This is a genomic window from Paraburkholderia terricola, from assembly GCF_900142195.1.
GTDB lineage: Bacteria > Pseudomonadota > Gammaproteobacteria > Burkholderiales > Burkholderiaceae > Paraburkholderia > Paraburkholderia terricola.
Map to the genome: position 1 here is coordinate 63,160 of NZ_FRAB01000029.1, position 24,731 is coordinate 87,890.

19 protein-coding genes are annotated in these 24,731 nt (G+C 62.6%); 11 read left to right on the forward strand and 8 right to left on the reverse strand.

The genetic code is table 11. From position 1 onward, the window contains the following. Positions 1-20: 20 nt before the first annotated feature. The 3 genes from icmH to tssJ all read right to left on the reverse strand — a co-directional run bounded on the left by icmH (position 21) and on the right by tssJ (position 2,879). The gene (gene icmH, locus BUE39_RS22490) at positions 21-800 is read right to left on the reverse strand and encodes a type IVB secretion system protein IcmH/DotU (protein ID WP_073430921.1); all 780 of its coding nucleotides are present in this window, start codon (positions 798-800) and stop codon (positions 21-23) included. Continuing rightward, a complete protein-coding gene (gene tssK / locus BUE39_RS22495) occupies positions 797-2,143 on the reverse strand; it encodes a type VI secretion system baseplate subunit TssK (RefSeq protein WP_073430922.1) in 1,347 nt (448 codons plus the stop codon). The genes icmH and tssK overlap by 4 nt, the downstream gene beginning before the upstream one ends. 109 nt (positions 2,144-2,252) lie before the next feature. Further along, entirely contained in the window at positions 2,253-2,879 is a 627-nt protein-coding gene (tssJ, locus tag BUE39_RS22500) for a type VI secretion system lipoprotein TssJ (protein WP_073430945.1), read from the reverse strand. Positions 2,880-3,263: 384 nt separating this feature from the next. Here tssJ and BUE39_RS22505 point away from each other — a divergent pair, with 384 nt between their 5' ends. From BUE39_RS22505 to tssA, 9 genes are all read left to right on the forward strand, one after another. Then, positions 3,264-3,950, forward strand: a complete 687-nt coding sequence (locus tag BUE39_RS22505) for a tetratricopeptide repeat protein (protein ID WP_073430923.1) — start codon at positions 3,264-3,266, stop codon at positions 3,948-3,950. A gap of 37 nt (positions 3,951-3,987) precedes the next feature. Further along, complete coding sequence (tssB, locus tag BUE39_RS22510) at positions 3,988-4,536, forward strand: type VI secretion system contractile sheath small subunit (protein WP_073430924.1); 549 nt, start codon at positions 3,988-3,990, stop codon at positions 4,534-4,536. A 14-nt stretch (positions 4,537-4,550) separates the two neighbouring features. Beyond that, entirely contained in the window at positions 4,551-6,041 is a 1,491-nt protein-coding gene (gene tssC, locus BUE39_RS22515) for a type VI secretion system contractile sheath large subunit (RefSeq protein ID WP_073430925.1), read from the forward strand. 72 nt (positions 6,042-6,113) lie between these two features. Continuing rightward, complete coding sequence (locus tag BUE39_RS22520) at positions 6,114-6,617, forward strand: Hcp family type VI secretion system effector (protein ID WP_073430926.1); 504 nt, start codon at positions 6,114-6,116, stop codon at positions 6,615-6,617. A gap of 88 nt (positions 6,618-6,705) precedes the next feature. Next, complete coding sequence (gene tssE / locus BUE39_RS22525; protein ID WP_073430927.1) at positions 6,706-7,185, forward strand: type VI secretion system baseplate subunit TssE; 480 nt, start codon at positions 6,706-6,708, stop codon at positions 7,183-7,185. Positions 7,186-7,354: 169 nt separating this feature from the next. Next, positions 7,355-9,193 carry a type VI secretion system baseplate subunit TssF gene (gene tssF, locus BUE39_RS22530; RefSeq protein WP_073430928.1) on the forward strand — a complete coding sequence of 613 codons (1,839 nt, stop codon included), beginning with the start codon at positions 7,355-7,357 and terminating at the stop codon, positions 9,191-9,193. Further along, the gene (tssG, locus tag BUE39_RS22535) at positions 9,157-10,251 is read left to right on the forward strand and encodes a type VI secretion system baseplate subunit TssG (RefSeq protein WP_073430929.1); all 1,095 of its coding nucleotides are present in this window, start codon (positions 9,157-9,159) and stop codon (positions 10,249-10,251) included. Before tssF ends, tssG begins: the two co-directional genes overlap by 37 nt. Positions 10,252-10,285: 34 nt before the next feature. Beyond that, positions 10,286-12,961 carry a type VI secretion system ATPase TssH gene (tssH, locus tag BUE39_RS22540; RefSeq protein ID WP_073430930.1) on the forward strand — a complete coding sequence of 892 codons (2,676 nt, stop codon included), beginning with the start codon at positions 10,286-10,288 and terminating at the stop codon, positions 12,959-12,961. A 72-nt stretch (positions 12,962-13,033) separates the two neighbouring features. Next, a complete protein-coding gene (tssA, locus tag BUE39_RS22545) occupies positions 13,034-14,140 on the forward strand; it encodes a type VI secretion system protein TssA (protein ID WP_073430931.1) in 1,107 nt (368 codons plus the stop codon). 95 nt (positions 14,141-14,235) lie between these two features. On the opposite strand, the gene BUE39_RS22550 is transcribed toward tssA, so the two are convergent. The 4 genes from BUE39_RS22550 to BUE39_RS22565 form a co-directional block, all read right to left on the reverse strand. Continuing rightward, positions 14,236-15,189, reverse strand: a complete 954-nt coding sequence (locus BUE39_RS22550; protein ID WP_073430932.1) for an OmpA family protein — start codon at positions 15,187-15,189, stop codon at positions 14,236-14,238. A gap of 4 nt (positions 15,190-15,193) precedes the next feature. Continuing rightward, positions 15,194-16,186 (reverse strand): type VI secretion system-associated protein TagF, encoded by a 993-nt coding sequence (gene tagF, locus BUE39_RS22555; RefSeq protein ID WP_073430933.1) that lies wholly within the window; start codon positions 16,184-16,186, stop codon positions 15,194-15,196. After that, the gene (gene tssM, locus BUE39_RS22560; protein WP_073430934.1) at positions 16,183-20,049 is read right to left on the reverse strand and encodes a type VI secretion system membrane subunit TssM; all 3,867 of its coding nucleotides are present in this window, start codon (positions 20,047-20,049) and stop codon (positions 16,183-16,185) included. Before tssM ends, tagF begins: the two co-directional genes overlap by 4 nt. Before the next feature lie 257 nt (positions 20,050-20,306). Continuing rightward, entirely contained in the window at positions 20,307-21,152 is an 846-nt protein-coding gene (locus tag BUE39_RS22565) for a M15 family metallopeptidase (RefSeq protein ID WP_073430935.1), read from the reverse strand. A gap of 125 nt (positions 21,153-21,277) precedes the next feature. On the opposite strand from BUE39_RS22565, the gene BUE39_RS22570 reads away from it, so the two are divergent. Both BUE39_RS22570 and BUE39_RS22575 read left to right on the forward strand, forming a co-directional pair. After that, entirely contained in the window at positions 21,278-22,216 is a 939-nt protein-coding gene (locus BUE39_RS22570) for a hypothetical protein (RefSeq protein WP_073430936.1), read from the forward strand. Between the two features lie 181 nt (positions 22,217-22,397). Further along, positions 22,398-23,543 (forward strand): nucleoside hydrolase, encoded by a 1,146-nt coding sequence (locus BUE39_RS22575; RefSeq protein ID WP_073430937.1) that lies wholly within the window; start codon positions 22,398-22,400, stop codon positions 23,541-23,543. Positions 23,544-23,586: 43 nt separating this feature from the next. Here BUE39_RS22575 and BUE39_RS22580 read toward each other — a convergent pair whose 3' ends face one another. After that, entirely contained in the window at positions 23,587-24,543 is a 957-nt protein-coding gene (locus BUE39_RS22580; RefSeq protein WP_073430938.1) for a LysR family transcriptional regulator, read from the reverse strand. Positions 24,544-24,731: the final 188 nt, after the last annotated feature.

The following is a 24,731-nucleotide window of genomic DNA, read 5'->3' on the forward strand; positions in this document are numbered from 1 at the left end:
CCGGCGTCGTTCCAGCGTCGTTACGGCAACGAGATCGTCAAGGTAGCCGATTGCGGGCCGAGCTTGACGACCTGCGAATACGGCGCGAGCGTGCGCAACGTCTGATCGCGCAGATACGTATTCAGGCCGAGATAAGCCAGCAGTCCAACCAGCGCGAACACCGCGCCGATCGACCACAGCGGCACCTCGCGCTTCAGGCGGTGCGCGACCTGATCGGGCAGCGGCCAATGCGGCGCGAACGGCGCGCGCTTGCCTTTCAAATGCGCGATTTCGTCGCCGATGCGCGCGGTCAGATACGCGAGCTTCTCCGGCCCTTCCAGCAGATACTTGCCCTGAAAGCCGAGCAACAGGCACATGTGAAACACCTCGAGCGATTGCAGCCGCGCCGCGCCTTGCGCGCGGCATTCCTCGAGATACTGGAAGAACTTCTCGCCCGCCAGTTGCTCGCCGAACAGCACCAGTTGCAGCGGCCGGCGCTCCCACTCGGTACGAATCCTGAACGTGGACGACAGCACCGCTTCGTCGATGGCGGCGCAGAACGCAAACTTCGACGCGTAGACGTCTTCCGCCGATGCGTTGAGCTTCTTCGCGCCGCGTTCGAAGTCGCCGAGAAACTGCTGGATACGCTGGCTGAATTCATGCGCCTCGCCGGGCTCGCGGCCGTTCTTCAACAGGAATAGCATGAAGAAGCCGTCGTACAGCAGATCGAGCAGCGAGCGCACCTGATAGGTCGGCTCGGCGGCGGGGGCGGGCGTCGCGGCAGGCGTGCTGCCGCCAAACAGTGAGGGCGCGTAGCTCATGATGTGACGGCGATCAGTTCGAGTTGAAGATCGTTGATGCCCGACGGCGCATAGATCATTGCCGATTGAGCCTGCAACATGCGGTCATACAATGCGCCGCGCGATTCGAAGGAGAAGTAGCACGCGCCCGGCCGCACCGGAATCGCGGGCGGCACTTGCGGCGTGTAGACGAGCCGCACGCCCGGCATGGCCGAGAGCACCAGCTTGTCGACGTCGTCCGGCGCGCCGACCTTGAAGCGCGCGGGCACCGCCTCCACGAGTTCCGCGGTCGGCAGGTCCGCGGAGACGGCGATGTAGAACATGGTCTTGTCGTCGATCTTGCCGGAGTCGAGGCGACCGGAATGGAACGACGGGCGCACTTCCTCGAGCGCGATCGCGAAGTAGCGCGTGGAGATCACCGTTTCCAGCAGATCGCGCAGGATCGTATCGAGCCGCGCGAAGCCGGGACCCGGATCGTCATGCCGGTAAGCCGGCAAGTCGGACAGCGCATAACCTTTCGAAAACGTCATCAACTGGCCGGCCAGGCGCAGCAACTCCTGGAACAGACGCTCGGGATGCAGCGCCGAATGCTGATACAGATGCGCGAGCGACGCGAACGCCGCGCTCGCCGTGTGCAGCAGCCAGAACGAGGCGATGTCGCCGGAACGGAACTCGATGATGTTCTTGGTCGGCTCGCGATGAAAGCCGTACAACGCATTCACCTTGGCCTGCAACGCGTCGATCAGTTGACGCAGCCGCTGATGCAGGATGGGCGATGCGTCGATGGCGAGGCAGGGCGGCACGAAGGTGTCGTCGATTTCGAAGCCCGAGGTGGCGGTGCGGCGCACGCGCACGAGCGGCACGGAGAGCAGTTGATCGCGCGGCTCGCTATGCGCGATGAGTTTGACGCTGGTTTTCAGGAAGGTGATGTCGGCTTCGGCGGCGTCGGTGAAATGATCGGCCACCGGCGTTTGCTCGCTGACGTAACGCGACACGAAACCCGCGTTGCTGTCTTGCGAATAGTTCGCGCCGGTCTCGCGCAGCGGATGCAGCGCGAGATAAAAAATGAATTCGTTGATGCCGTCGGGCAATGTATCCAGCGCGATCGGCGGCGGCAGGTCGTCGGCTTGCGGTGCGGAGTAGAGCGCGCCGTCCGGAAAGACCAGCGACAGTTCGCTCACGCGCAACACGTTGCTGCCGAGCGCGTCGCGGTCGAAGCGCGCCGAGCGCACGCCCCAGTTGTATGGCTGGATCGCCTGGATCGATTCGAACAGGCGCGCCTCGTGATACGCGTCCTGACGCTGAAAATGCTGCGGCCTCAGAAACAGGCCTTCCCCCCAGAGCACTTTTGCGGAATAACTCATCTCAAACCTGTTATATGCGTTCAGCGTGTGGCGCGCCCGGAGATAACCGATTCGGGCGCCGCAGGGTTAATTCTCTAAGAACTGTTAAATGCCGTATTTCCGACATCTTTTATCCGCAACTCACCGAAGAAAGCATATTCAGCGGCTGCGCGGGCAATCCCTGTTCAGGTGGGATCACAGTGCCGTTGGTGACTGTCATTGCGCAGTTATGCAGGCCAATCATTATGCCGGATTTCTCCGACTTCGCCGGGTCGAAGGCGAATTTCCAACGCTGCAGCGCCGGATCGCGAAATAGGGCGACGATACCGAATGCCTGCGCTTCACGCGAGACTTTTTCGGTGACGACATAACGTTGGCCCGGGATCAGCGTCACTTCGCGCACGCCCAGCAAATCGCCGCCGAGCGCGGTCTTTTCTTTTGTTGGGTCGGTAAAGGCGTCGAATGGCGCCTGCTGGAATGAAGTGGGATCTTTCAATGTGTAAAGTCGAACCACCAGCGCGAATGGACGCCTGTCATTGGCGGCATTCAGATTGGGCGCGGCATATAACGTGAGGCCGACATTGCGCGGCGGTTTTTGCGCGTCCGGCAACTCCGGCTTGCCGAGCCCGCTTGCCTGCAAAGCCGCGTTGGCGGCGGCTCCGAGCACCGTCACGCCGGCCGCGCAGCCCCCCAGAAGCGCGCATGCGGCAACGTGTGTAATCAATAGCGATGCATGGCGAACAAAGCGCGAATTCATATACATCGACCGGCTCGACGCCGCCCCCGTCAAAACACAATAACGAAATCGATCCGGCAAATTTTCAGCACCGTAATGCCGCCTAATGCCGCTTTATGCGAGCCGCATGGAAGTTGCGACGCTTACCGCCGCTAACTCATTGCCGCACTTGCCTTTCTTTCCCATGACGGAAATTTTTTCCGCTCTTTGCATTGCCTCTATTGCACCAGGAAACAATTTCTGCCTGCATTGTTAAAAACATCCCGGTGCATTTTTTTTGTGCAATCCTTCTTCAAACGAAAGTTGAATTATCGAAAATTGGCCTGTACTATACCCGCGCACTTGAAGCAAAGCAAAACTCCGGTTTCTCCTTGAAATAAAAAATTCGCACGTCGGTGAAAAACGATGAATGAGCGTCTGTTAGTAAAACTATCTGGGGTTGTGTTGGCATGCGGCGTGATGGCCGGTTGCGCGACACAGGGCAACAACGTGGCGACCACACCGGAGGCTTTTAATAAGCAACTCGCGGATGCGGATACCGTTGCAAAGGGCGGTGATCAGGACCGCGCCATCGCGCTTTATCAGCAACTCGCCAAATCCGATCCAACGCGTGAAGAACCGTGGTCGCGCATTGCGCAGATCCAGTTCGCGCAGGCGCATTACGGTCAGGCTATCGTCGCCGCGCAAGAAGCCTTGCAACGCGACCAGACCGATCGTCAAGCGAAGAGCGTTCTGGCGGTAGCCGGTCTGCGCGTCGCCACGCAATCGCTCGGCGAGTTGCGTCAGGACGCGTCGCTCGCGGGCGACGCCAAGTCGGATGCGCAAGCGCTCGCCAGGCAGTTGCGCGACACGCTCGGCGAAGCCACGCTGTTCCCGCCCGACCCGAGCGACAAGCCGGCGAAGAAGCGCCGCGTGGTTCGTCATGTCGCGAAGGCCAAGTCCGGCGATACGCCGGATGTGACCACCAGCACGGCGGCTCCGGCCGCAACGCCCGCGGCGGCGCCCGCGCCTGTCGCGCCGGCCGCGCCCGCGGCCTCCGCCAAAGCCGCTCAAAGCGGCGGCGCGTCCGATCCGTTCAGCGCGCTGCGCTGATCCACACGCCTGATCCATCAGCATCCGGGAGCCGACGATGGCGAAGAAAGAAAGTATCCAGAAACGCTTGCAAAAAGTGCGGCCGCCCCGCGTTCAACTGACGTATGAGGTTGAACTCGGCGATGCGATCGAGGTGAAGGAACTGCCGTTCGTCGTCGGCGTGGTCGCCGATCTGGCGGGGCAGTCCGAAGTCGAGCAGCCGAAGCTGCGCGACCGCAAGTTCGTCAACATCGACCGCGATAATTTCGACGACGTGATGAAGGCGATCGAGCCGCGCGCCGCGTTCCAGGTGGAGAACCGCCTGAGCGAAGCGGGCGGGAAGTTCGCCGTCGACCTGCGTTTCAAGTCGATGGCCGATTTCAATCCCGACGAAGTGGTCGCGCAAATCGAACCGCTGCGGCAGTTGCTCGAAGCGCGCTCGAAGCTCGCCGACCTGCGCAACAAACTGGCCGGCAACGACAAACTCGAAGACCTGCTGAGCGAAGTGCTCAACAACACGCAGCAGTTGCAAACCCTGGCGAAAGACCAGGGCAACGCGGCGGATCAGCATGCCGGCGCGCCGGATCACGACAAGCAGGGCGAATAAGCACGGGGTGTGAGATGAACCAGCAAACGGCAGCAGCCCAACTCGCCACCGCGCAAGGCGGCACGGAATCCACGCTACTCGACGAAATCGTCGAGAAAAGCCGCGTGGCGAAGTCCGAGTCCGAGCATGCGCGCGCGAAAGACCTGATCGGCGAACTCGTGCATCAGGTGCTCGACGGCACGGTGGTCGTGTCCGACAACCTGTCGGCCACGATCGACGCGCGCGTCGCGGAACTCGACCGCCTGATCTCCGCGCAACTGAGCGCGGTGATGCACGCGCCGCAATTCCAGCGCATGGAAAGCACGTGGCGCGGTCTGGACTATTTGTGCAAGGAAAGCAATACCGGCGCAACGGTCAAGATCAAGGCGCTGCACGCGCCCAAGCGCGATCTGGTGCGCGACTTCAAGACCGCGATCGAATTCGACCAGAGCGCGCTCTTCAAGAAGATCTACGAAGAAGAATTCGGCACCTTCGGCGGCGCGCCGTTCGGCACGATCATCGGCGACTTCGAAGTGACGCGTCAGCCGGAAGACGTGTACTTCATCGAGCAGATGTCGCACGTCGCGGCGGCCGCGCATGCGCCGTTCATCGCGTCGGCGTCGCCCGAATTGCTGGGCCTCGAAAGCTTCGCCGATCTCGGCAAGCCGCGCGATCTCGGCAAGGTGTTCGACACGGTCGAATACGCCAAGTGGAAGTCGTTCCGCGACGCCGAAGATTCGCGCTACGTCGGCCTGACGTTGCCGCGCTTTCTCGGCCGCCTGCCGTTCAATCCGAAAGACGGCGCGACGGCGGAGGGCTTCAACTTCGTCGAAGACGTGGACGGCACCGATCACAGCAAATACCTGTGGTGTAACGCAGCGTGGGCGTTCGCCGCACGCCTGACGGCCGCGTTCGACGACTTCGGCTGGTGCGCGGCGATTCGCGGCGTGGAAGGCGGCGGGCTGGTGGAAGATCTGCCCACTCACACCTTCAAGACCGACGACGGCGAAGTCGCGCTGAAATGCCCGACCGAAATCGCGATTACCGATCGCCGCGAAAAGGAACTGAGCGACCTCGGTTTCATTCCGCTCGTGCATTGCAAGAACTCGGATTACGCCGCGTTCTTCGCCGCGCAATCGGTGCAGAAGCCCAAGAAATACAGCACCGATAGCGCGAATGCCAACGCCGTGCTGTCCGCGCAACTGCAATACATCTTCTCGGTATCGCGCGTCGCGCACTACCTGAAGGCGATGATGCGCGACAAGATCGGCAGTTTTGCGTCCGCGCAGAACGTCGAGGTATTCCTGAACCGTTGGATCTCGCAGTACGTGCTGCTCGACGACAACGCGACACAGGAGCAGAAGGCGCAGTTTCCGCTGCGCGAGGCGTCGATACAGGTCTCGGAGATTCCCGGCAAGCCTGGCGCGTATCGTTCGGTCGCGTTCCTGCGTCCGCACTTTCAACTGGACGAACTGTCGATTTCCTTGCGTCTTGTCGCTGACCTGCCGAAACCGGCAAATTCATAAACGAAGTCAAAAAACCCGTGCGGGCCGCACGGGTTGGCTGTTAAAACCACCTCTTTGGGGAGTCGATGAGTCATGAAGGATATTTATTTAAAATTCGGCAATCCGGCGATCAAAGGCGAGTCCGCCGATAAAGATCACGCTGGCTGGATCGAAATCGATTCATGGAGCCACGCGATCACGCAACCGCGTTCGGCAACGGCCTCGACGGCGGGCGGTCACACGTCCGAGCGGTGCGAGCACGCCGACATGCAGTTCACGAAAGACATCGACGTGGTCAGCCCGCTGATCTATCAACACGCATCGGGCGGCACGACGTTCGACGAAGTGACGATCGACTTCATGCGTTCGGACGGCGAAGGCAACCGCATCAAGTACCTGGAAGTGAAGCTGAAGTACGTGATCATCTCGAGCGTGACGCCGAGCGTGGTGGGCGAAGGTCTGCCGAGCGAGCAGTTCTCGCTGAAGTACGCCGCGGTGCAATGGAAGTACACGCAGCAGAAGATCGGCGGCAACCAGGGCGGCAATGCGCAAGGCGCGTGGAGCCTGACGAAGAACGACAAGACGTACGCGGTCTGATGCAGGGACGCACGCGGCGCGCGCAACGCCTTGCACGAGGTGACGTACGCCGCGCGCGTCAGGCAGCGCTCCGCTTCTTCGATCTCTGATGAAACGCTTCGAACCCAGCTTTCTCGACAAGCTGTTCGACGACGAACCGCATCTGCCGGCTTCCCCGGCGATGCGGCAATTGTCGTTGGAGGAATTGAAGAGTACGGTCGCGCGCGACGTCGAGGCGATCCTGAATACGCGGATCGCGCTAACCGAGCACGAACTCGCGGCGTTGCCGGAATGTCAGCGCTCGGTGCTCACGTATGGCTTGAACGATTTCGCGGGCTTGAGCCTCGCGAGCCATTACGACCGCACGTTCATCTGCAAATCGATTCAACAGGCGATCGCGCGGCATGAGCCGCGTCTACAGCAGGTCGCGGTCACGCTCGAACTGAACGAACAATCGACCAATGCGCTGAACTTCGCGATTCAGGCGCTGCTGGTCGTGCATCCGGCGGAAGAACCGGTGAGCTTTGACGCGCTGTTGCAGCCTTCCACGTTGCAATACTCGGTGACGCGCGCACGCGCGAAGCTGTAGCAGCGGTTTTTTTAATCGCTGCGTTGAAGTACTTTTAGCACCGCATTTTTAGCACCGCGCTTTTAGTACCGCGCTTTTAGTACCGCGCTTTTATTACCGCTTTCACCGCCGTTACGCGCAACGGCGGCGCCAGATCAGGCGGAGAGGGTTCAGGTCCGGGGATAGATCGATGGAAGAATTGCTGCCGTATTACGAGCGCGAACTGTCATTTCTGCGGCGCTATTCGCGCGACTTCGCCGAGCGCTATCCGAAGATCGCCGCGCGTCTCGCGATGTCCGGCGAGCATTGCGAAGATCCGCACGTCGAGCGGATGATCGAATCGTTCGCGCTGCTGGGCGCGCGCATCAACAAGAAGCTCGACGACGACTACCCCGAATTCACCGAAGCGCTGCTGGAAGTGCTGTATCCGCACTATCTGCGGCCCTTTCCGTCGTGCTCGATCGCGCAGTTGGGCACGTCCGCGGCACTCAGCCACCTGACCGAACCGGTGCTCGTCGAGCGCGGCACGGAACTCAAGTCGCGGCCGATTCGCGGCGTGCAATGCCGTTTTCGGACCGCCTACGACGTGACGCTCGCGCCGGTCCGCATTTCGGAGGCGAAGTACACCTCGGTGGCGATGGCGCCGAGTGCCACCGTCTTGCCCGGCAACGCGACGGCCATCGTGTCGATCACGTTCGAGTCGACCGCCGCGCAACTCGATCTGTCCGCGCTGAAAGTCGGCACGCTGCGCGCGCACCTGCACGGCGAGCAATCCTTTATCGCCGCGCTGGCGGACTGCCTGTTCGTCAACGCGATGGCCACCTATGTCGAGCCCGACCGGCGTGGCGCGTGGACGCAATTGCGCACATCGCCAGTGGTGCAAGCGGGGTTCGACGAGGACGACTCGCTCATCGACTATCCGGCCAAATCGCATCCGGCCTACCGGCTGCTGACCGAGTACTTTGCGTTCCCCGAAAAATTCAACTTCGCCGACTTCGACCTCGCGGCAATGACGCGCGCGAGCGGCCGCTGCCAGCGCCTCACGCTGCATGTCGTGCTGAAGGAAGTGCGCAGCGATTCGCACATGGCGCGCCTGCTCGATTCGCTCTCGTCGCATCATTTCCGGCTGTTCTGCACGCCGGTGGTGAATCTGTTCGAGCAGCACGGCGAGCCGATCCGCGTCAGTCACCAGGCGATTTCATACCCGGTGATTGCCGAGGCGCGCCGCGCCTTTGCCTACGAGGTGTATTCGATCGACTCGGTGAAACTGGTCCGGCAGCAGGCGCATGAAGAATCGGTGATCGAATTCCGGCCGTTCTATTCGTTGCATCACGGCGAAGCGGCGCGCGCGGGGCACTACTGGTTCGCGCGGCGCAACGATTGGGTCGCGCAGAAAAGCCCAGGCTACGAGACCGAGATTTCGATCGTCGATATCGACTTCGAACCGGCCGCGCCGCAAACCGACACGCTCAGCATCGACCTGACCTGCACCAATCGCGACTTGCCCGCCGGGCTCGCCGTGGGTCTCGAAGGCGGCGATCTGTTTCTCGAAGGCGGTTCGTTGACCGGCAGCATCACGATGCTGCGCAGGCCCACGCCGAGCGTGCGTTTCGAACGCGGTCGCGCGGTGCATTGGCGGCTGATTTCGCATCTGGCGTTGAATCATGTGTCGCTCGCCAATAGCGGGCTGTCGGCGCTCAAGGAAATGCTGGTGCTCTACGATTTGCGGCGCACGGCGGTGTCGGCGCGGCATATCGACGGGCTCGTCGGCATCGAGCAGCGCGCGGCCGTGCAATGGCTGCCGGGCAAACCGTTCGCAACGTTCGTGCGCGGCATCGAGATTCGCCTGACGATCGACGAGGAGCATTTCGTCGGCACGAGTCTCGCGTCGTTCGTGCGAGTGATCGACACGTTTTTTGGGCTGTACGTGCATCTGAACAGCTTTGTGCAACTGGTCGTCGTGTCGAAGCGCACCGGCGAGGAGATTCTGCGATGCAAACCGCGCAGCGGCGAATCGATCCTGGCGTAGTCGAGCAACTTCTCGACGAACCGCATCGCTTCGAATTTTTTCAGGCGGTGCGGATTCTGGAGAAGTGGTTCGCGCAGCAAACGCCGTCACATCGCGGGCGTCCCGGCGAAGTCGTCGCGCGGCGAATCGCTTTTCGCAATTCGCTGTCGATGTCGTTTCCGCCCAGCGAGATCCACGGCGCGCAGTCTTACGACAATGAAGGCGCGGCGCTCAAAGAGAAGCCGCAACGCAGCGCGGCGCTCGAAGCCGGTTCGCTCGACAAGGTCGACATCACGCCGGCATTTTTCGGTTTGCTCGGCGGGCAGGGCGCATTGCCGCTGCATTACACCGAGCAGATCATCGCGCGCGAGCAGATCAAGCGCGACCGCGCCGCGCGCGAATTCTTCGACGTGTTTTCGAATCGCGCGACGGCGCTGTTCTACGCGGCGTGGAAGAAATACCGCCTGCCGTTTCACTACGAGCTCGATCGCGACGAGCGCTATCTGCCGCTATTGCTGGCGTTGGCCGGCGTCGCGGACGACGACACGCGCAACAGTCTGCAAGAAGGCGAAGGCGCGCTGTTCGACGAAGCGATCGCCGGTTATGCACTGGCCGCGCGGCATCGGCCGGTGTCGGCGGCCTACTTGCAACGCACGCTGTCGGAGTACTTCCAGGTGCCGGTGCGCGTCGAGCAGTTCGTCGGCAAATGGTACGACGTGCCGCGCGATCAATTGACCGTGCTCGGCAGCATCAATGCGACGCTCGGCGCCACGGCGCTGGCGGGCGAACGGGTCTGGCAGCGCGACATGCGCGCGCGGCTCGTGATAGGACCGCTCGGCAAGGCCGACTACGAAGCATTCTTGCCCGGCGCCGACCGCGCCGTGGCGCTGGAGCGCATGCTGACGCTGCTTGCCGGCGTCACGCTCGAATACGAAGTCTCGCTGGTGTTGCGCCGCGAGGAAGTGGGGCCGAGCATTCTGAGCAACGGCGCGCGCCTCGGCTGGGACGCGTTCCTGTGCACCCGGGAAGCCGACTGCGACCGCGCGGATGCACGCTACGAATTGCACGTGATTCACTGACCATAACGATAGAACCTGGACCGGATCGCACGACATGAGCACGTCCCTCAATACCCTGATCGCCAAACTGAATCCGACCTGCCGGCAGGCGGCATTGCTGGCGGCGAACAACTGTCTCGCGCGCGGTCATTACGAAGTGGACCTTGAGCATCTGTTGCTCGCGCTGCTGGATGAACCCGCGAGCGACGTCGCGCTCGTGCTGCGCGCGAGCCGGGTCGATGCTCATGCATTGCGTGCCGATCTGGAGCGCGAATTGCAGCGCCTGAAGACCGGCAATACGCGCACGCCGGTGTTTTCGAAGCATCTGATCGAATTGCTCGAACAGGCGTGGTTGATCGCGTCGCTCGATTCGCAGATAGGGCGGATCCGTTCCGGGCATTTACTGCTCGCGTTGCTGACGGCGCCGGATCTCGCGCAGTTCGCCGAGCGCATGTCGCCATTGCTGCGCGACGTGCGGGTGACCGATCTCAAGCACAAATTCGATGAATTGACCGCGGGCTCGCGCGAAGTCGAGCGCAGCAATGCGGCGCAAAACGAAGACGAAAGCACGAGCGATACGGCGGCGGCCGACAGCTTGCCCGGCGCGCCGTCCAAAACACCCGCGCTCGATACGTACACCAGCAACCTCACGCAGCGCGCGCGTGACGGCAAGATCGATCCGGTGATCGGCCGCGAAGGCGAGATTCGCCAAACCATCGACATTCTGATGCGCCGTCGGCAAAACAATCCGATCATGACGGGCGAGGCGGGCGTCGGCAAAACGGCGGTGGTCGAGGGTCTCGCGCTGCGCATCGCCGCGGACGACGTGCCGGCGCCGCTGAAAGGCGTGGCGCTGCACGTACTCGACATGGGGCTGCTGCAAGCGGGCGCGAGCGTGAAAGGCGAATTCGAAAACCGCCTGAAGAACGTGATCGACGAAGTGAAGAAGAGCCCACATCCGATCATTCTGTTCATCGACGAAGCGCACACGATCATCGGCGCCGGCGGCCAGGCCGGGCAGAACGATGCGGCGAACCTGCTGAAGCCCGCGTTGGCGCGCGGCGAATTGCGCACCATAGCGGCGACCACGTGGAGCGAGTACAAGAAGTACTTCGAGAAAGACGCGGCATTGGCGCGGCGTTTCCAGGTCGTGAAGATCGAGGAGCCGGGCGAAACGCTCGCCGCCTCGATGCTGCGCGGCATGGCGGCGTTGATGGAAAAACACTTCAACGTCCGCGTGCTCGACGACGCGATCACGGAAGCGGTGCGCCTGTCGCATCGCTACATCAGCGGCCGGCAACTGCCGGATAAGGCGATCAGCGTGCTCGACACCGCCTGCGCGAAAGTCGCGCTGGCGCATAGCTCGACACCGGCTGCGATCGACGACACGAAAAAGCGCCTCGAACGTATCGACGCTGAAATCGCCGCGCTGGAGCGCGAAGTGGCGAGCGGCGCGCTGCACGACGAGCGGCTCGCGGAACTGCGCAGCGAACGGGAACAAGACCTCAAGGATCTCGCCGAAGACGAAGCGCGCTACGACAAGGAGCGCGCGCTCGTCACGGAGATCGTCGGCCTGCGCGCGGAAATCGACGCGGCGCGTGTGAGCAGCGCCGCTGCCGCGCAAGCCGAAAAAGCGCAGCAGGCGCGCGAAACGCTCGCCACGCGCGTGGCCGAATTGCACGCGTTGCAAGGCGGTCAGCCGATGGTGCCGTTGCAGGTCGACGGCCACGTGGTCGCTGAAATCGTCGCGTCGTGGACCGGCATCCCGCTCGGCCGCATGGTCAAGGACGAAATCCAGACCGTGCTGAACCTGCAACCGCTATTGAGCGCGCGCGTGATCGGCCAGGACCATGCGCTCGATGCGATCGCGCAACGCGTGCGCACCGCGAGCGCGAATCTCGAAGATCCGAACAAGCCGCGCGGCGTGTTCATGTTCGTCGGGCCGTCGGGGGTCGGCAAGACCGAAACTGCGCTCGCGCTTGCCGATGTGCTGTACGGCGGTGAACGCAAGATGGTCACGATCAACATGAGCGAGTATCAGGAAGCGCACAGCGTATCAGGCCTGAAAGGCTCGCCGCCGGGCTACGTCGGCTACGGCGAGGGCGGCGTGCTGACCGAAGCGGTGCGGCGCAATCCGTACTCGGTCGTGTTGCTCGACGAAGTCGAAAAGGCGCATCCCGACGTGCTCGAAATGTTCTTCCAGGTGTTCGACAAGGGCACGATGGACGACGCCGAGGGCCGCGAGATCGACTTCCGCAATACGTTGATCATCCTGACTTCGAATGTCGGCTCGCAAGCGGTGATGCAGGCGTGCCTGAACAGGAGCGCCGAAGAATTGCCGAGCGCCGACGAACTCGCGCAAGCGTTGCGCCCGCAACTCTACAAGGCATTCAAGCCGGCGTTTCTCGGCCGCTTGAAAGTGGTGCCGTACTATCCGATTTCCGATGACGTGCTCGCGGAAATCATCGAGTTGAAGCTGGAGCGGATTCGCCGCCGCATCGAGTCGAACCATAAGGCGGTGTTCGAGTGGGACGAGTCGCTGGTCGACGCGGTGCTCGCGCGTTGCACCGAGGTGGATTCCGGCGCGCGCAACGTCGATCACATTCTGAACGGCACGCTGTTGCCCGAAGTCGCGCAGCAGGTGCTGGAGCGCATCGCGAACGGCGCCGCGCTCGAACGTATTTCGGTGCGCGCGAGCGAAGCGGGCGAATTCGAATACGTGGTTGTGTGAAGCGGCGCGTCGACGCGTCGTTCGCCAGTCGATCTGTTTTAACGCCGTACCGGATACTTATCGCTTTCTGCCATGCCGACTAATCTGACTACGCTGCTGGCTCCGATCAGCGAAACCTCGCCCTGCGGCGACGATCTGCTTTTCTCCGCCGACTTCGACGCGATCCAGCACGCGCGCCGTTTCGAGGACCCGTCGCTGGATCAGGGCGAATGGGTCACGGACATCAAGGAGGCGGACTGGCCGTTCGTGGTCGAACGATCGAGCAGTCTGCTGCAAACGCAGACCAAGGATTTGCGGCTCGCCGTATGGCTCACCGAAGCGCTTGCCATCGAGGAAGGCGTCACCGGTCTCACGCAAGGCTATGCGTTGCTGACGGGGCTGTGCGAAAAGTACTGGGACCACGTGCATCCGCTGCCGGAAGGCGACGACACCGAGTACCGTCTCGGCAACGTCGCGTGGCTGGTGGGCCGCACCGGCGATCTGCTGCGCGCGATGCCGCTCACGTCGTCGCAAGGCAACTCGTATAGCACGATCGACTGGGACGTGGCCACGCATGTCGCGCAAGCCGTCAAGCGCGATCCGGATCACGCCGACGACATCGCGCGCGGCAAGCCTTCGATCGAGCAGATCGAGGCATCGAAGCGCAGCACGCCGCCGGCGTTTTATTCGACGCTGCTGGTCGACCTCAAAGCGTTCGAAGCGGCGATGCTCGCGCTCGAACAGGAACTCGATCGCCGTGCCGCCGATTCCGCGCCGAGCTTTCGCCAGGTAAAGGACGCGTATGAAAGCGTCTACCGTCTGGCCGAACGCTTCGCCCGCGACCTGGGCGTGGGCGTGGAAGCGGCGCCCACGCCGAAAGCCTCCACGCCCAACGAACCCGAACGCGCCGAGCCCACCTTCAAGACCGCCGCGCAACGCGAGGAACCCGTGTTGACGACCATGCCGACCACGTCGATTGCAGGAATACAGAGCCGTGCGCAAGCGGTTGCGCAATTGCGCGCGGTGGCGAAATTCTTTCGCGGCACCGAGCCGCATAATCCGGCCGCCTATTTCGCCGAGAAGGCCGCCGAGTGCGCGGACATGCCCTTGCATCAATGGCTCTCGACGGTGGTGAAAGACGACGGATCGCTCGCCCATATTCGCGAGCTGCTGGGCGTGAAGCCCGACGAGAAAAGCTAACGCATCCGCAAGGGAAACAAAAAAGCCTGGCTTCGATTTTCAAGGAAGCCAAGCTTTTTTCATGCGCGGCGGCGCGGAGGCGCGCAAGCAACGACTCACGACCCCGCGCGAAACTCGATGCGCCGGTTGCGTGCCCGCCCATCGCTCGTATCGTTCGATGCAATCGGTTGGTCCGGGCCTACGCCGGTTGTGGTCATTTGCTGCGGCGGCAGGCCCTTGGCGACCAGATAACCCTTCACCGCATCCGCGCGCGCCTGGCTCAGCGCGATGTTCGACGTGCGGTTGCCCGAGTTGTCGGTGTGGCCGATGATCGCCACCATCTTCGTGGTCATTTTCAACAGCACCGCGGCCATCTGATCGAGAATGGCGCGGCCTTGCGGCGTGAGCGTCGCGCTGCCGGTTTCGAATTCGATCGTGCGGTTCGCGAGCGTCTGATCGAGCAGACCTTGTTCGGACGCGCTCACGCGCAAGCCGTTCTTGATCGTGTAGGTTGGATTCAGCGCATTCGCCATGTCGCTCGCGAGCTGCTGCCGCTGCGATTCGTTGTGCACTTCGCCCTTCACGTCGATCTGCGTGCCGTCGATCTTCAATTGACCCTTGCTGATCTGCTTCAACTGCGGGCCAATCAGTTTTTGCACGTTGGCGGACCAGTTCGGCGGCGTCGCCACGTCCGCCACCTCGATCTGATCGACCACGTTCGCCGCGCCATACGTGTCGCGCAGCTTGGTCAGCACGGCGGATTTGGTCGCTTCATCCGGCACCTTGCCGCCCACCACGACCTGGCCCGGCGCTGCATTGGCGGGCGGCGGGGCGACGGTGACCGCGCCGGTGCCCGCACCCGTCGTGCCGCTGGCGAGCCCGGCTGTGTTCACGGCGGGTCCGGCAGTTCCGGCAGCGGCCGCCGACGCCGGCAGGACCGTGGTGCGAATCGACACGCCGCTGTTGTCGACCGGCGTGACGCGCGCCGGGCCGTCATTGTCGGCATGGGCGAGACCGCCGATCATGAGACCCGTGAGCAGCGCGGCCATGCGAGTGTGTTTAATCAGCATCGTGTCACGCTCCCGTGAATGCTTCGCGGAACGTGTCGATGCTGACGCGCAGCGACAGTTGCGGTTGGTCGAGGTAACTGACGAGCTTGCTGATGCCATGATCGTTCTGTGCGTGTTCGTCGATCCACTCGGGATCGTCGATATCGATGTTGTGTGCCGCATACGCCTGCGGATCGACCACGCTGTGCAGCGTTTTGGCCGAGGCGCCGTTAAAGCCGATGATGAGCCGCTCGCGCTCGGCGATCGTGCCGATGAAAATCGCCAGTTCGAAATCCGCCTGCGCGACGAACGGCGCGATCAGTTCGAGCCAGAATGCGGCGACGAGACTGCGATAAAACGGATCGTTCGGCAACGGCAACGTGAGCCCGCGTTCGAGATGCGACGAGCCGCTTTGCATGACCGGACGCAGCAGCGAGCCGAGCGCCAGCATCGCGCCGCGCAAGCGCACCGGATGACCGCTGGCGAGCAGCATCTGTTCGAGGCCGGCGAGCGTCTGGTGCTCGACGAAATCGTTGAAGGTGCCGTCGTGCGGATTGTCGGGACCGCCGCCGATTTCGATCGCCACCTGCGTTTCCCCGAGCGCCTGCAACGCGCCGGGCGGCTCGCTCGCGCCGAGCAGCGGCTTCATCTGCGAGGCGACCCGCGACCACAGCCGCGCGAACGCGAGCGGACTGTGCGCGAGGAAGGTCAGCGGCTTTTCGACTTCCAGCGCGGTCGCGGCCAGAAACGGAAAGCGCCGCGACGACTGATCGTGACTCGCCACCATGTGCCCGGCAATCGCCAGCTTGCTGCGCGAACCGAGGAACGCGAAGTGCATGGGCTTGGCGTTTTCGTAGACGATCTTCCAGCGCGGATCGTCGCTCAGCAATTCCATGGCCTCGGCGATCCAGCGATCGAGCGTGGCCAGCAATTGCGGGTTATGCGCGCTTTTGACAAAGTCGCCGCGCGACGGAATCTTGCCGAAGTAGGCGATCTGCGCCTGCACGGTTTGCGTCATTGCGCACCCCCTGTGTTCGAAACCGCGGCGGCGGCCGTGGCCGGCCGAGCCGCCGGCGAAGCCGGCGCGGTTGCGGGCGCGCCGCCCGCTGCCGTTGCATTGACCGGGTTGGCTGCGGAGCCCACGTCCGCCACCGAGGACGGCAGCCGCAAGCCGCGCAGGCTCTGTTGCTGCGGCGCGTCGCCGCCGCTCGATGCCTGCGACGTGCTGATGATGCGCATGCTGACCGCCACCGTCACGTTGCCTTGCGTCCACGACAGATCGAAGGTGCCGTCCGGACGACGCTTGCGCTGCGCCGAGTTGATCAGCTTCTCCAGACCGTAGCGGCCCGGCTCGTTGACGAGTTGCAGCGTGCGGCCGTCGAACGTGGTGGCGCTAAGCGTCGCGCCTGGCGAACCCGACGGATTCGGCCACACGAAGTTGGTCCACTGCGGCGGCGTGTTGCGATAGCGCATCTGCTGACCGTCGATCGCGAGCGTGTATTCCGTGGTGCCGCTGCTCGGCTGCGGCAGGATCTGGAACACGGTCTGCGGTTCGGACGAGCTTTGGCCGGTCGAGGCCGCGCCGCCGGCGAGCGGCGCCACCCAGCGCGCGAAGCCGTTGGTGAAGTCGGGCGTGAGCGCGAGACCCATGTCGCCCCACGTGCGAGCGGTGAGGGTATCGCCGCGGCGCACCGCGAGCGGTCCGAGCGTGGTGCCGACGAATTTGGCGATCGCGCCGTCCGGTCCGAACACCTGGGCGATCTCGCCGGCGCCGGCCTCGACCTTCGCATCGCCCGCGAACGGGTACTTGTTCGCGAGCGATCCCTGGAAGGTCTGATAGACCTGCGCATTCCACACCTTGTTGACTTCGACGCTGGCCGGCTGGATCACCACCGAATACGCGGCCATCAGCGGACGCACCAGCAGCGGGCGCAGCGCCTTGCGTTGCGAATCGGTGAGGCCCGTGAGCATCTGCTCGTCGACGTACTTCAGCGAATCGGCCAGCTCGGAGCCGTTGCCGTCGAGCGTCTGCTGCATCAACTGACGCGCGCCCGGTCCCGGATCGCCCTGATTCTTGATGACGTTAAAGCGCGTGCGGACCTTCGAGAGCGTATCCATGTAGCCCTTGAGCATCGAGCCGTTGTCGCCGCTCACCACGATACGGCCGAGTGCCGAGAACTCCTGGCCGATCGGACCCATCGGCATTTCGACCGGATTGCCGTTGATGTCGATGTTCGCGTTCAACTGGCCGGTCGGCGCGCGCGAGAACCATTGCTTGACCCAACTCGTGACGCCGCTTTGCGCGCGCTTCAGATTCGCATTGAAGAGCGACGGGTTGTCCCACGAGGTTTGGTCGTAGGCGGTTTGCAGCACCTTGCGGATCGGCGAGTCCTGCGGATCGCCCAGGCGGTTCATCGCATCCACGGCCTGGCCGAAGCTGCCGAAGCTCTGCACGGCAATGCCCTGCATGAACTTCTGCCAGTGCATCGCGTACTCGGTCTTGTACATCGTGACCAGCGCTTTCTGGATCTGCTCGGGGCTGCCTTCCAACGTCAGATCGTCGTGCGCGGAAGTGTTGAGCACCCAGTCCTTCGCCTGCAATTCCTTGGTGGCGGCGTCGCGGATCGCGGGCTGCACGTACTGGAACCACGCCTCACGCGTGAAGGTGCCGGGGATCGCATAGCTGCCCGCCACCAGCCCCGTATTGTTCTCGCCGACGATGCGCGCGATCGTCATCGGCGCGAAACGGGTCGACGCGCGCGCCTTGATTTCCTCGTAGACGCGCTGACGGGCCGGCATGCCGCGCACCACGCGGCGCAGGTTCTCGCGCGTTTGATCGACGAGGCCGAGGTTCTGGTCGATCATCGGCCAGTCGTTGTCCGACACGCGCGACAGGTAGAACGTGATCATGCGCTCGGCGCTGCGGATCATCTCGTCGCGAGGCATGTTGCCGCGATTCGTTTCGAGCCAGCCGCGCCAGAAGCGCGCCACCTGGTCGGTCAGGTGAGCCGTTTCCGCGTGACGCTTGTCGCTCAGCATCAGGTAGGTCTTGAGCGCGTTGTAGGCGTCCTCGACGTTGGTCGGCGACGCATCGCTATAGAGTCCGCCCTGGCTGTTGGTCGCCATCGCCGTGTGCGCGGACACCGGAATCGCGGCGGCATCGGGCGTGCGGTTCAGCGGCGCGAGCTGATCGGGATGCGCGTTGACGTCCTTCAGGAACGACGCGAGATTCTGTGAGACCGGCGCGAGCAGGATCTGGCGCACGCCGTTGTAATACTCGGTGAGCAGATGCTGTTCGAGCCGATCGCCCTGATACAGCCCGAGCGAAACGGCCAGCGGCTTGTCGCGGCGGAACTGTTCGAGCTGGTCGATGCGGTCTTCCAGAATGTCCATGGCCTGCAGGCGCGATTGCAGGTCGTTGCGGTTCTGCTGCAAACGCACGACGTTGTCGAGGTCGGCCTTGACGTTGTCGGCGAGTTGCTGATTGCCGATCGTCGACCACGTCCAGCCGCCGAGCGCCAACGCGAGCACCGCGACGAAGCCGAAGAACGTCGCATAGCGCATGCGCGTTTTCGCGGGGCTGGCGAATTGCCTGACCGTCTGCCGGTCGGCGAAGATCACTTTGGAGAACAGGTCGCGCAGGAAGAAGCCGTTCTTCGAGAACGCGCTGTGCGGCTTGGGCAGGCTCTCGGCGGAGAGGCCGAAGCGGTTGGCGATGCGCGTGGCGGCGGCGCTATTGGTTTCGCCTTCCTGCAACGCGCTGGTGAAATAGAAGCCGCGGAAAATCGGCTTGTACTGGAACGGGTTCGTTTCGAACAGCGTGGCGAGAAACGCGCGCAACGCCGGTTTGATAGTCGAGAATTCGAGCGGGAAACTCAACTGTCCCGGCGAGAGCTTGTTGCCGCGATTGATCGACATCTGCGCGACGCTGATCTCTTTCAGGCCGTCGTACAGTTCTTCGAAGTGGTCGTCGAACAGGCCGACCACGTCGCGCTTCTCATCCGGCTCGTAGGGGAGGGTGGCGCCCCACACGCGGTCGTATTCATGGCGGTCGCTGCCGCTGAAAAACTCGGTGAAGCCGGTGATCAGATCGGCCTTGGTGAACATCACGTACACCGGCGCGAACACTTCGAGCTTCTCGGTCAACTCCTGCACGCGTTGGCGCAGGTTCTTCGCGAGGTTGATCGCGAACTCGGGCTTGCTGCTGGTCAGTTCGGCAATGCTGGCCGTGACGATGATGCCGTTGATCGGCGCCTTCGGCCGGAAGCGCTTGAGCAGGCCGAGAAAGCCGAGCCATTCCGTGCGGTCTTCCTCGTGCACCGAATAGCGGCCGGCCGTGTCGAGCAGAATGCCTTCGGTCGTGAAGAACCAGTCGCAATTGCGCGTGCCGCCAATGCCGTGGATGACCGCGTTGTTCTTGTCCGCGAACGGGAACTGCAAGCCGGAGTTCAGCACCGCGCTGCTCTTGCCCGCGGCGGGGTTGCCGATCACGATGTACCACGGCAACTCGTACAGCGCCGAGCCGCCCGAGACCTGACCGATCTTCGAGGTCTTGATGGTCTTGACCGCGTCGACGAGGCGCGTGCGCAGCACGTCGAGTTCGGCCTGGCGCGCCGGCGTGGGCGCGGGGCCGCTTTCCGCCTGCTTCTCGGCCTGCTGTTCGAGCATTTCGCCGAGCTTGTTGTTCGCGCGGCGCGCGCGCAGGCGGCGCACCGCCCACACCAGCAGCCACAGCGCGACGATCGCGCCGAGTGCGATCGCAGGCCACAGCGGGTCGATCTGCAAGGTATCCGCGCCGATGAATAAAACAGCAGCGAGCGCGAGCAAGCCGATGATCGAGAGCGTGCGTGTGTGGGTCAACACGTTGAGAATGCGTCGCATAGGCCGTTCAGGTCTTGATGAGATGTGTTGTGGCGCGTGGTGTGGCAGGCAGCGCGGCGCGCGTATGGCATTTGAAATAAAGCGAAAGCATTTTCAGGTGACAGCGAAAAAGGCTGAATTGTTAAATCGACACCGACCGCTGCCGATCACGGATGGCCCAATGCGGATATGCTCGCGGGATTGCCGCTCTTCGCCAGAGAAATTGATTGAACGCCCCATTGTCAACCCTTTTAACCTTCTTTATTACCTGCTTCGCCTTAATGACCGCGCCCGAGGACGAAGCCCGGTTTGTGATATTCGACGTGCCCGAGATCCATCAATTTCCAACGGCCGCCCCATGTCAGACCGACCTGTTCGGCCGTCTGTCCGTATAACTGATAGCCGCGCATGGCCCAGGGATCTTTTTCTGAAATGACGAGCTTGCCTTCGCGCAAAAACGCGTTGTCCGCGGCAAGGCCGTATTGGTGATAGCTCTGGAATGCTGCGGCATTGGTGACGTTGCCCCCCATTTGCGCGAGCCGGTTTTGCCGCTCCGGACTGCGATAACCTTCCAGCAAAGCCATTTCGTACCCGTACTGCTCGTGCATGATTTTGTAAACGAGCAATAAACGCGTTCTGAAATCGGCATCGAGCAAATTCCAGTCGCGGCTCGCGTCTTTTAGCGCGGGCCGAATCTGCTCGACTTCCCGCGTTGCGAATACCTCGGGAGGCAGCGGCGGCGGGGGCACGAGCTGTTCGCCGTTCAATAACGCAGCAATTTTCTCGTCCGGAACCCGTGCGGTGTCATCGAATTGGAATAATTGCCGGCCGCGTAATGCCAATGCCACCAATGGCGGCGTCGCAAGAATACCCGCGGTGGTAAAAATCAGCAAGCGCCGCTTTGCCAGTAAGTTTTGCATATCGACTACGGTCGATTGCGAAATTTTTGCCGAGCGTACTAATTGACCACGAGCGCGCGATGCGCGACGCGATGCCCCGCGCATAACGCGGGCATGAATAGCGAGTGCCGCGCCTAATAAATAGGCACGCACCGGCGGCAATAGCAGCATTGCGGCGATTACGACGGCAACGGCGAAATAGGCGAGAAGTACTACGGCAATCAAAGGCGACCCCGGAAATTGGAAACAATTGTATTTTGTAATGCTTGCTCTTAGAATCAGGCCTGCTCGAAGACGAGTCGGAACGGTATTATCACGGCGAAATAATCCAGGATTCAATGAGACAGTGAATGAGTGCGCCGGAAAGTTCGAATTCCAAAGCCCCGCCCAGCCTGTTATCCGATAAGGCTAAAGGCGCCGATGGCAATGGTTCGCGAATTCTCGCGAACCTCGAAGGCCGCGTCGCGCCGCCTACGGATAATCCACGCCGGTCGAAAACGCCGCTCGTGCTGGTTGCCTTGCTGGTGATCGCGGCCGGCGGCTGGGCCGCGTGGCATCTGCAGCAGCGCACGCAAAGCGCGTCGTTGGCTTCGGCCACGCCGGCCAACGTCGAGAAAGCGGCCGCCGCCGCGAGCGGTGCGCCGCCAGCCGTCGCGAAGGTCGAGGCGCCGGCTGCGGCGTCGTCGCAAGCGGCGACGATCGTGGCCGACGATAGCGACAGCAAAGCCGCGGCGGCGTCCGCCGCAACGCCCGCTAGCAGCGACGAAAACCGCTTGTCCCGCGCGCTCGCCGAGGGTGCGGAACCGAGCAGCGCGTCGGCATTGGTTGCATCGGCATCGGCGGCCCCCGCCGCCAGCGTGCCGGCGGCGAAGCACGGCAAGAACGCCACGGCTGTCGCCGGCAACGCGAAGCACGAGACGGCGGCCCACGGCAAGAAGGAAAGTGCGGCGGCGAGTGCGGGCAATCATCGCGAGAGCACATCGGGCACGGTCGCGCAGTCGAAGAAATCACGCAGCGGTAGCGCTTCGAAAGACGATTCGGATGCGGATCTGTTGGCGGCGCTCGTTGCGCGGACCAAACCGGCGGACGCGAAGGCGGCCGGCGGCAACACGGCCACCAAGGTCAGCGCATCGGCTGCGCCCGGCAACGCGAAGCTCGCCGAGCGCGTGAAAGAGTGCGGGCAGCGTGGCTTTTTCGAAGACCAGTTGTGCCGCTGGCGCGTCTGCGATGGTCATTGGGGTAAAGACCCCGCGTGCCCCGGCTCGTCGGCACAGGCTCGTCAGCCTTGATTTCAGATCGCCTTCACGGCGAGGCAGCGCGTCGAGCAAAACGATGACGCCTGCCGTCTTATCGCCACGCTGATTCCACGAATCACGCCGCGAACATGATGATTCTGCTTCGCTAGTTTTGCGCCTATGATGGCCTCCTCATTCCGGCAGCGCAGCACAGCGCTAAAACAAGGAGGCATCAGTGAAGCGACTTCTCCTGGCATCGACGTGGCTGGCAACCGTGGCGACCGTCTTGTCCATCTCGGCATGTGGCGGCGGTCATCTCAACCTGCCCGCCGACCCTCCCAAGGTCATTATCGACAGCGACTACAACACACTGAGCGACGACGGTCAGCTCGGCGTGATGGCTGCGCAATTGCAGGCGCAAGGTTCGCTGAAAGTACTCGGCATTACGGTCGTCTCCGGTAATCAATGGTTGAAGCAAGGTGTGGCGGATGCGTTGAAATCCGTCGAGCGCCTCGGCGTTGAAAATCAGATCGGCGTGTACGCCGGCGCCAACCGCGCTTTGTCGCATGACTTCACGACCATTCAGGCTGAACTGGCGCAATTCCCCGGCGGCGACGGTTATCTCGGCGCATGGGGCACACCCGAGCCGCAATCGGATAGCGACCTCGTCGCGCCGCCGGACGGCTTCGCCACGCATACGAAAGTGCAGGGCAAAAGCGCGGTGGATTTTATCGTCGATTCGGTCAAGCAGTATCCCGGTCAGGTGACGATCCTGGCGATCGGGCCGCTGACCAATATCGCGCTCGCCACGCGCCAGCATCCGGAGATCGTTCCGCTGATCAAGCAGATCGTCTACATGGGCGGGGCGATCGACGTGCCGGGCAACACCACGCCGACAGCGGAATTCAACTGGTGGTTCGATCCCGAAGCGGCGAAAACCGTGTTGCGTTTGCCGATCAAACAGGTGGTGATTCCGCTCGACGTGACGGATACCGTCAAGATGGACAAGGCGCTTTACGATCGTGTCGCGCACGATCCCATGAAGCAGACCATCATCACGCAGCTGTTCAAAACGTTGAACGGTTACGGCTTCGACGGCAAGAACGGTTTCGAGACCAACCCGAATTACACGACGAACATCTGGGACACGCTGACGCTCGCGTATCTGATGCGCCCGTCGTTCGCGACGCAGACAGTGGAGGAGTGGGTGGACGTGGACACGAGTTTCGGCGCCAATGACGGCAAGTCCACGGGTTATACGAGTTCGCCGCCGGCGGGTTTGCAAAAGATGACGATCGTCAAACGCTTCGACAATCCGGACTTTTTCAACTTCTACGTCGATCTGCTAACGCGGCCGGTGCCGGTCACACTACGGAACTGACGCACCTGTCGCGGCGTTGCGAGCGGTCTGCATCGAAACCGCCTCAGGCGGGATGCAGGCCGCGCAACAACTGACGCACGCGCGAGAGATCCTGATCGACGTGCTCCGTTTTCTCGAACAACTCCGCGAGCCAGTCGACGAACGCGCGCACGCGCGGCGACACGCGGCGGTTCTTCACGAACGCGACCGAGACCGGCATCGGCACGGGTTTCCATTGCGGCAGTACTTCGCGCAGCAGTCCCGAATCGAGGTACGGTTGCGCGGCGATCCGCGCCGGCTGAATCAGACCGAGACCTTGCAGTCCGCAGGTGAGATAGGCCTGTTCGTCGCTGACCTTGACGAAGCCGCTCACCTTGACCGTTTGCGCCTCGCCGTTCACCTCGAAGTCGAAGTCCACTTCGCGACCGTTATGCGGCGACATGCAATTGACCGCGAGATGTCCGCGCAGATCGTCCAGATCGGTGGGCGTGCCATGGCGCTCCAGATAGGCCGGGCTCGCGCAGGTCACGTGTTCGAGCGTCCCCAACTGCCGCGCGACCAGATTCGAATCGGGCAATTCGCCTAGCTGGATGCTGCAGTCGATTGCGTCCGAGATCAGGTCGACTGTGCGGGGGCTGATGCCGATGGCGAGATCGAGATTCGGGTAACGCGTGTGGAAGTCGTCGAGTGCCGGCAGCACGATGGCGTTCGCGACCGCGTTGGGCATTTCGATGCGCAGACGGCCTGTGAGGTTGTCGGTTGCGTGGCGGATGCTCGCTTCCATGTCGTCGATGTCGGCGAGGATTTGCGCGCAGCGCTCGTAGTAGGCCGCGCCTTCTGGGGTGACGCTCAGACGCCGCGTCGTGCGGGCGAGGAGCGCCGTGCCGAGCAGGGCTTCAAGATTCTGGACGATCGTGGTCGCCGTCGCGCGCGGGATGTTTAATGACTCCGCTGCGCGGGTGAAGCTGTTGGTGTCCACGATTCGGATGAATGTGCGCATGGCGGTTATTCTGTCGATCATGGTGGGCTCCTGGGGTTAGGTGTTCGGTTTTTTTTTGCCTGTGCGGCGCTATTCGTTGGTTGCCTTGGGTTTTGGCCTTTCCTTGTGGTCTTAGTGGTCTATTGGCGTTGCCCCTGTGCGGGGCGGCACCTACTTTTCTTTGCCGGCCGCAAAGAAAAGTAGGCAAAAGAAAGCGGCTCACACCGCTA

Bases quoted from the DNA above. Each gene is read 5' to 3' on its own strand.
- icmH (WP_073430921.1), bottom strand. From the start codon at position 800: ATGAGCTACGCGCCCTCACTGTTTGGCGGCAGCACGCCTGCCGCGACG.
- tssC (WP_073430925.1), top strand. From the start codon at position 4,551: ATGAACCAGCAAACGGCAGCAGCCCAACTCGCCACCGCGCAAGGCGGC.
- BUE39_RS22550 (WP_073430932.1), bottom strand. From the start codon at position 15,189: ATGCTGATTAAACACACTCGCATGGCCGCGCTGCTCACGGGTCTCATG.
- tssJ (WP_073430945.1), bottom strand. From the start codon at position 2,879: ATGAATTCGCGCTTTGTTCGCCATGCATCGCTATTGATTACACACGTT.
- tssB (WP_073430924.1), top strand. From the start codon at position 3,988: ATGGCGAAGAAAGAAAGTATCCAGAAACGCTTGCAAAAAGTGCGGCCG.
- tssF (WP_073430928.1), top strand. From the start codon at position 7,355: ATGGAAGAATTGCTGCCGTATTACGAGCGCGAACTGTCATTTCTGCGG.
- tssM (WP_073430934.1), bottom strand. From the start codon at position 20,049: ATGCGACGCATTCTCAACGTGTTGACCCACACACGCACGCTCTCGATC.
- tssE (WP_073430927.1), top strand. From the start codon at position 6,706: ATGAAACGCTTCGAACCCAGCTTTCTCGACAAGCTGTTCGACGACGAA.
- BUE39_RS22505 (WP_073430923.1), top strand. From the start codon at position 3,264: ATGAATGAGCGTCTGTTAGTAAAACTATCTGGGGTTGTGTTGGCATGC.
- tssK (WP_073430922.1), bottom strand. From the start codon at position 2,143: ATGAGTTATTCCGCAAAAGTGCTCTGGGGGGAAGGCCTGTTTCTGAGG.
- BUE39_RS22570 (WP_073430936.1), top strand. From the start codon at position 21,278: ATGAGTGCGCCGGAAAGTTCGAATTCCAAAGCCCCGCCCAGCCTGTTA.
- tagF (WP_073430933.1), bottom strand. From the start codon at position 16,186: ATGACGCAAACCGTGCAGGCGCAGATCGCCTACTTCGGCAAGATTCCG.
- BUE39_RS22580 (WP_073430938.1), bottom strand. From the start codon at position 24,543: ATGATCGACAGAATAACCGCCATGCGCACATTCATCCGAATCGTGGAC.
- tssG (WP_073430929.1), top strand. From the start codon at position 9,157: ATGCAAACCGCGCAGCGGCGAATCGATCCTGGCGTAGTCGAGCAACTT.
- tssH (WP_073430930.1), top strand. From the start codon at position 10,286: ATGAGCACGTCCCTCAATACCCTGATCGCCAAACTGAATCCGACCTGC.
- tssA (WP_073430931.1), top strand. From the start codon at position 13,034: ATGCCGACTAATCTGACTACGCTGCTGGCTCCGATCAGCGAAACCTCG.
- BUE39_RS22520 (WP_073430926.1), top strand. From the start codon at position 6,114: ATGAAGGATATTTATTTAAAATTCGGCAATCCGGCGATCAAAGGCGAG.